Here is a 6,814-nt window from a genome sequence, read left to right on the forward strand (position 1 = left end):
GCAGTTCGTGCGCTGAAACAGTGAGGCCGTCGCGGCGCCCGGTGACGAGTCGGGCGCCGCGACGGCATACGTGAGGGAGGCTCGCAGATCGACGGCGGGCCCGCTGCACCAGGTTTGGGTTATCCGCCGGATACCTTTCCTCACGTGCGTCGCCGAACATCGTCCAGCGACGAAACCTGTCATCCTCGGCGGGGCTTCGGACGACTTTTGTGGTCTGACATCAGAGTGCCGTACCGAACACCTCCGTCCATAGGGTCTTTGGTCCCGCTCCCACGAGGGACCCATCAAAATCCCGCGACGGATGCCGAGCCCTCTCAGGCCCGAGACACCTCAGGCGCGAGCAGCGATGGATGCCGCGTCAGTGCCGGGCGGCAGGATGCCGTACAGGTGCCCATCGCCGCCGAGTCGGGAACCGATGAACGCGTCGGTGACCGGCGCGGGCGCTGTGCGCACGAGCAACGATCCCTGGAGCGCCAGGGCGAGTGCCGTCACCAGTTCCCGAGCGCGCGCCTCGCGAGCGTCGTCGCGGACGAGGTCCCTGATGAGCTCGCGCGTCTTTCGAACGTGCGCGTCCAGGCGCCTGTCCGCACCGTCTGACCGCGCGAGCTCGGCGTCGAAGGCCTCGAAGCTCTGCGGATCGCGCGAGAGCGCGCGCAGCACATCGAGCGCGATGACGTTGCCCGAACCTTCCCAGATCGCCATGACGGGCTGTTCGCGGTACCGCATCCCGAGCGGGAATGCCTCGGTGTACCCGTTGCCGCCGAGGCATTCCATGGCCTCGTGCGCGTGACCGGGGCCACGCTTGCAGATCCAGTACTTCGCCACGGCGGTGGCCAGGCGGCGGAAGGCTACCTCCTCGGCGCCGGCGGTGTCGTCGTACGCGCGGGCCAGCCGCAGCGAGGTCGCGGTTGCAGCTTCGGTTTCGAGCTGCAGATCGGCGATCACCTGCGTCATCAGGGGCTGATCGATCAGGCGCGCTCCGAACGCGGCACGATGCCGCACATGCCAGGCAGCTTCGGCGGTCGCCTGCCGCATGCCGGCGGTCGACCCCAGCACGCTGTCGAGCCGCGTGCGTGTCACCATCTCGATGATGGTGCGCACGCCGCGGCCCTCGTCACCGACCAGGTGAGCCCGGGCGCCCTCGTACTCGACCTCACTCGAGGCGTTGGCGCGGTTACCCACCTTGTCTTTGAGGCGACGGATGCGGATCTCGTTGCGCGACCCGTCGGGAAGCAGCCGGGGGAGAAGGAAGCACGACAGCCCACCCGGCGCCTGCGCGAGCACAAGGAATGCGTCAGACATCGGAGCGGAACAGAACCACTTGTGCCCGGTGATTTCGTACTCGTCGCCGCCGATCGGCCTCGCGACCGTCGTGCCCGCGCGCACGTCCGAACCGCCCTGCTTCTCGGTCATCGCCATCCCGAACAGCGCACTGCGCTTTCCTGGCACGAGATCGGGTTCGTAGTGGGTGTTCAGCAGTCGCGGCATCCACTCGCGCGCGAGCGCGTCGTGCTGGGCGATCACCGGCACCGCCGCGTGGGTCATCGAGATGGGGCATGCATGACCCGGTTCCACCTGTGCGTAGAGCATGAAGGCGGCGGCGCGCACGACGGATGCCCCGGGTCCCGGACGCCGGAACGCGCCAGTGTGGGCGCCGTCGGCCACCGCTGCGCCGATAATGCGGTGATAGGCCGGGTCGTACTCGACCTCGTCGAGCTGGCGGCCGTAGCGATCGTGCGTGTGCAGCACCGGCTCGCTCCGGTTGGCGCGCACCGCGTCGCGCTGGAAATCGGTTGAACCGACGCGCCGGCCGATGGAGCGCAGTCGCTCCGCGGCATCCGCCCCGCCGTGCGCTTCTACGGCCTCGCGCAGAGCGATGTTCGCCTCGTACTCGTCGAGCCCGGTGCGTTCGGGCGCCTGGTTCGTGACCTCGTGCGTTTTCATCCGACTCCCTCGTCCGTTGCTCCACGGTAAGCCCGCGGGCGCGCGAGTGATTCCCGGATGCGGCGCTCCCGGCATCCGGGAAGCCCGCCGATAGGGTGAGGGGGTGACATCGGCTCTGCGCATCTCGGTTGTCATCCCGTGTCGCAACGATGCCGCCTTCCTGCGCGAATGCCTGTTGGCGCTGCAGAACCAGGAGCGCCCGGCTGACCGCATCATCGTGGTCGACAACGGCAGCACCGACGAGTCAGCCGCCGTCGCCCGGGATGCCGGGGTCGAGCTGATCGACGAGCCGCTCGTGGGAATCTGGCCCGCCGCAGCTCGCGGATACGACGCGGCGCTGCCCACGAGCGACATCATCGCGCGCCTGGATTCCGATTCCCGGCCGCATCCGGATTGGCTGGCCCGCATCGAGACGGCGTTCACGAGCGACAACGCGCTGGGCGTCCTCACCGGAGGCGCCGAGTTCTACGGCGCAGGCAGGATCATCAGCTATCTCGGCGAGCACTGGTACATCGGCGGCGGCAGGGTCTGGGTGAACCTGTGGCTCGGGATCCCGCTGGTGTTCGGCTCGAACTTCGCGATGCGCGCCGCGATCTGGAAACGGGCCCGCACGGTGGTCCACCGCGAGAACTCGCGTATCCACGACGACCTGGATCTCACGATCCACCTGCGCGAGAGCGACGGGGTGCGCTGGGACCGATCGCTGACGATGCCCGTCTCTGCCCGGCCCTTGACCTCGGTACGTGGGCTCGCACGCCGCGTCGGGCGCGTCGTCCCGACCTTCGCCGCCAGCTGGCCGGCGGGCGCTCCCTGGCGCCGCCGCGAAGCCAGCTATCCACAGGAAGACGAGGACGGCGAAAACCGAGGGGTTGCGGTCACCTAGGCTCAGGCTCCATGTCGCTGATCTCGACCGCGCTCACGGTCGCAGCCTTCGTCGCGTTCGCGGTGATCGGCGTGGCCCTCGCGATCATCGACATCCGCAGCCACCGTCTCCCGAACCGTCTCGTCGCGCTGGCCGGCGCCTCGGGTCTGGTGCTGCTGGCCGGTGCTGCGGTGACCGGCGGCGGCATCGACGCGCTCCTGCGGTCGCTGCTTGCGGCGCTGGCTCTCTTCGCCGCGTACCTCGCGCTCCGAATGCTCTCGGCCGGGGGCGTCGGCGGCGGTGATGTCAAGCTCGCGGCCGTGATCGGGCTGTACCTGGGATGGCTGGGGTGGGGGAGTGTGCTGGTGGGAACACTGGCCGGGTTCGTGCTCGGTGGTCTCTTCGCGGCCGCGATGCTCCTCATTCGGCGTGCGGAGCGCCGCACCGCCATCCCGTTCGGACCGTGGATGATCGCTGGCGCCTGGGTGGCCATCACGCTGACCGTGTCAAGCCCCTGACCGTCACGGCTCGACGGCGAGCTTCGCGGCTAGCCTGGATTCATGCCGGCCGCCCTGAAAACGTTCGTCGCCGCGGTTACGAGATGGGCACTGTCGTTGCGCATCGTCCGCACCATGTTGCTCTACGGAGAGCGGCGGGGGCCCGTCCTAGCTGACAGCGTCACCTACCGGGCGCTGTTCTCGATCTTCGCGGCCGCGCTCATCGGTTTCTGGTTCGCGGGCAGGTGGCTTGCCGACAATCCGGAGGCGTGGGATGCGCTTGTCGAGGCTGTCGACACCGTGATCCCTGGCCTCATCGGCGAAGGCGGGGTGATCAGCCTTGACACGCTCGAGTCCGGACTCACGATCGCCGGCGTCGTTGGATTCGTCGGACTCGTGCTCGCATCCCTGGGCGCTATCGGAACGCTGCGCGCGGCGCTGCACGTCCTCGGTGGAACGGTCTTCGACGACGGCTTCTTCCTGTGGGTTCAGCTCAGGAACCTCGCGATGGCCCTGGGGGTCGGACTTGCTCTGGTCGTGACCGCGGCAGTGACCTACTTCGGTACCGCCGGGGTGTCGATTGTCGCCGGGTGGTTGGAATTTTCCCCGGGAACCGTGCTGGTGGGCGTGCTGACGCGCGCCGTCGTCATCGTCGCTGTCTTCATCCTGGATGCGGCATTGATCGCCGCAATCTTCCTCGTGCTCGGCGGCATCCGTCCACCCGCGCGCGCTCTCTGGGCGGGCTCGCTCCTCGGCGCTCTGGGGCTCACCGTGCTGCAACAGCTTTCGGGCCTGTTCGTGCAGGGGGCCTCGAGCAATCCACTGCTTAGCGCATCGGTGTCCCTGATCGCGCTGCTGCTCTGGCTGAACTTCTCGGCACAGGTCATCCTCATCGCCTGTACGTACATCGTCGTGGCGGCCGAGGAGTCGCAGGGCGTCGTGCCGACGGCGCCTCCGGTTACCTTCGCGCAACGCCGCCTCCGCCGCGCGCAAGCCGGATCTCGGGCTGCGACCGCCGAGCTTCTGGAGGCACGCGCCGCCGCCATCGCCGAGGCAGAGGACCTCGGGGATTATGCTCGGGGCATGGCCATTGCACGACTTCACGGAGGCCCGCTCGACGGGCAGGTCCTGCCCCTGGAATCCCCGGATGCAGACACGATGATTGTTCCTTACGGCGAGGGTCAGGTCGTCTACGAGCGACGCGGTGCTCTCGGGCACACGGGCGATCACGACGGACCGACGGAGGGTGAGTTCTTCTTCGTCGAGTCCACCGAAGACATCGCGCCCTCTGACGACTGAACCAGCACTCGCATCGATGGAGCCATCGCAGTCCCTCGAGGTCGAGATCACGTTCGATGTGGATGCCGACATCGACGTCCCCGACTGGACTCAGGTTCCGCTGGTCGTCAGCGTTGCCGAGCCGGAAGTCCGAGAACTCGATGCCGTCTACTACGACACCGCGGACTACATCCTCGGCAGAGCTGGCTACGCGCTCCGGCGCCGAGAAGGTGGGCCGGATGCGGGCTGGCACCTGAAAGGGCCTCGCCAGGGCTCCGGCCGGATGGAGACCGGCTGGCCGCTCGACATCGGTAGTGACGCGGCATCCGTGCCCGGCGTGCCCCCGGAGATCGCCGCGCACATCGCCGATTTGACCACGCATGAACTGGTCGTGATCGCCCGCATTCGCAACACGCGCACCGCGTACGCGTTGCTGGATGCCGACGGCGGCGTCCTCGCCGAGATGGTCGACGACCGGGTGCGCACGCGGGATGAGCGGCGGGGGATCGAACAGGCGTGGCGCGAGTGGGAGATCGAACTCGGACCAGCAGCTCCCGATGACTCGGACGCGCTCACCTCGTTCTTCGACGCGGTGACCGTCGCTGCATATGCCGCGGGCGCGCGCGAGGCCTCGAGCGACTCGAAGCTCGCACGCGCCCTGGGCGTGTGAGGCCTGACCCGCGGGTCAGATGTTGATCATGTGGCCGGCGAGACCGTGGAAGGCCTCCTGCACGGCCTCCGACAGCGTCGGGTGCGTGTGGACGTTCCGCGCCGCCTCGAGAGCGGTAAGATCCCACTTCTGAGCCAAGGTGAGCTCGGGCAGAAGCTCCGAGACATCCGGGCCGATCATGTGGGCGCCGAGCAGCTCGAGGTGCTCGCCGTCGGCGATGACCTTCACGAAGCCGACAGCTTCGCCCAGGCCGTTCGCCTTGCCGTTGGCGCTGAAGGGGAACTTCGCGACCTTCACGTCGTAGCCGGCATCCCGCGCCTGCGCTTCGGTGAGGCCGAAGCTCGCGACCTGCGGCGAGCAGAAGGTGGCGCGCGGCATCATGCGGTAGTCACCGAGCGGCATGGTCTCGGCCTTGCCGATCGTCTCGGCGGCGACAACGCCCTGGGCCTCAGCAACGTGGGCCAGCTGCAGCTTGGCAGTGACGTCCCCGATCGCGTAGATGTGCGGCACGCTGGTGCGCATGTAGTCGTCGATGTCGATCGCGCCGCGCTCGGTGAGCTTCACGCCGGTCTTCTCGAGCCCGAAGCCCTCGACCCGCGGTGCGAATCCGATCGACATGAGTACCTTGTCGGCATCGATCGAGCCCTGTGCGCCGTCGTTGTTGCCGGTGTAGGCGACGGTGACCCGGTCACCGTGGTCGGTGACGCTCTCGACCTTGGTCGAGGTCAGGATCTCGATGCCGTACTTCTTGTACTGACGCGCGATCTCCTTCGAGACCTCGACATCCTCGTTGGGAAGTGCGCGGTCGAGGAACTCGATGATCGTCACCTTGACGCCGTAGTTGGACAGCACGTACGCGAACTCCATGCCGATGGCGCCGGCCCCGACGATCACGATCGAGGTCGGTAGCTCACGCGTCAGGATCTGCTCTTCGTACGTCACGACGTTCTCGCTCAGGCTCACACCCGGGAGCAGGCGCACCGTGGAACCGGTAGCGATGATCGCGTTGTCGAAGGTGACGGTCTCGGTGCCGCCCTCGGAGGTCTTGACCTCGATCGTGTGGTCGTCAATGAACGAGCCACGGCCGTCGTACTCCGTGATCTTGTTCTTCTTCATCAGGTAGTGGATGCCCTTGACGTGGCCTGACGCCACCTCACGGCTGCGGTCCCAGGCGACACCGAAGTCGAAGTGCACGTCGCCGGAAATGCCGAACAGATCGGCCTTCGCGTGGAACGTGTGGGCGAGATCGGCGTTGCGCAGCAGTGCCTTCGAGGGGATGCATCCCACGTTCAGGCACACCCCACCCCAGTACTTCTCTTCGATGACCGCTGTGGACAGGCCCAGCTGAGCGCTGCGAACGGCCGCGACATAGCCGCCGGGGCCGGCACCAAGGATGACGACGTCGTAGTGAGGCATGATCCCAGCCTATCCCTCGGAACCACCCCGATGGCGCCGCCGTCCGTGGGTGAGAGTGAGGGCGATCCACCGAGGTGCCTCACTGAAAAGTGAGCGCGAGGGGTGAGCTGGTGCCTCACGAATTGTGAGCGCGAGGCTTGCGGTCAT

The 6,814-nt window shown here is 67.6% G+C and carries 6 protein-coding genes; 4 read left to right on the top strand and 2 right to left on the bottom strand.

Translation table 11 applies throughout. The annotated features are described in order from the left end of the window. Positions 1-330 precede the first annotated feature (330 nt). Positions 331-1,944 carry an acyl-CoA dehydrogenase family protein gene (locus ACQVDU_RS15580; RefSeq protein ID WP_300593937.1) on the bottom strand — a complete coding sequence of 538 codons (1,614 nt, stop codon included), beginning with the start codon at positions 1,942-1,944 and terminating at the stop codon, positions 331-333. Positions 1,945-2,047: 103 nt separating this feature from the next. On the opposite strand from ACQVDU_RS15580, the gene ACQVDU_RS15585 reads away from it, so the two are divergent. Genes ACQVDU_RS15585 through ACQVDU_RS15600 form a run of 4 tightly spaced genes read left to right on the top strand, consistent with a single transcriptional unit; the run spans position 2,048 to position 5,251 of the window. Next, positions 2,048-2,827 (top strand): glycosyltransferase family A protein, encoded by a 780-nt coding sequence (locus ACQVDU_RS15585; protein ID WP_300593940.1) that lies wholly within the window; start codon positions 2,048-2,050, stop codon positions 2,825-2,827. Positions 2,828-2,838: 11 nt separating this feature from the next. After that, entirely contained in the window at positions 2,839-3,324 is a 486-nt protein-coding gene (locus ACQVDU_RS15590) for a prepilin peptidase (RefSeq protein ID WP_300593943.1), read from the top strand. A 42-nt stretch (positions 3,325-3,366) separates the two neighbouring features. Then, complete coding sequence (locus tag ACQVDU_RS15595) at positions 3,367-4,602, top strand: YihY/virulence factor BrkB family protein (RefSeq protein ID WP_300593946.1); 1,236 nt, start codon at positions 3,367-3,369, stop codon at positions 4,600-4,602. A gap of 16 nt (positions 4,603-4,618) precedes the next feature. Continuing rightward, positions 4,619-5,251: a CYTH domain-containing protein gene (locus ACQVDU_RS15600; protein ID WP_363493627.1), complete on the top strand. Its 633-nt coding sequence runs from the start codon at positions 4,619-4,621 to the stop codon at positions 5,249-5,251. A gap of 15 nt (positions 5,252-5,266) precedes the next feature. On the opposite strand, the gene lpdA is transcribed toward ACQVDU_RS15600, so the two are convergent. After that, positions 5,267-6,667 (bottom strand): dihydrolipoyl dehydrogenase, encoded by a 1,401-nt coding sequence (lpdA, locus tag ACQVDU_RS15605; protein ID WP_292708037.1) that lies wholly within the window; start codon positions 6,665-6,667, stop codon positions 5,267-5,269. Positions 6,668-6,814 lie beyond the last annotated feature (147 nt).

This window comes from Microbacterium sp. F2 (assembly GCF_052274505.1).
Classification (GTDB): domain Bacteria; phylum Actinomycetota; class Actinomycetes; order Actinomycetales; family Microbacteriaceae; genus Microbacterium.

What these genes read in the sequence shown, in the direction of transcription:
- ACQVDU_RS15590 (WP_300593943.1), top strand. Translation starts at nt 2,839, where the DNA reads ATGTCGCTGATCTCGACCGCGCTCACGGTCGCAGCCTTCGTCGCGTTC.
- ACQVDU_RS15600 (WP_363493627.1), top strand. Translation starts at nt 4,619, where the DNA reads ATGGAGCCATCGCAGTCCCTCGAGGTCGAGATCACGTTCGATGTGGAT.
- ACQVDU_RS15595 (WP_300593946.1), top strand. Translation starts at nt 3,367, where the DNA reads ATGCCGGCCGCCCTGAAAACGTTCGTCGCCGCGGTTACGAGATGGGCA.
- lpdA (WP_292708037.1), bottom strand. Translation starts at nt 6,667, where the DNA reads ATGCCTCACTACGACGTCGTCATCCTTGGTGCCGGCCCCGGCGGCTAT.
- ACQVDU_RS15580 (WP_300593937.1), bottom strand. Translation starts at nt 1,944, where the DNA reads ATGAAAACGCACGAGGTCACGAACCAGGCGCCCGAACGCACCGGGCTC.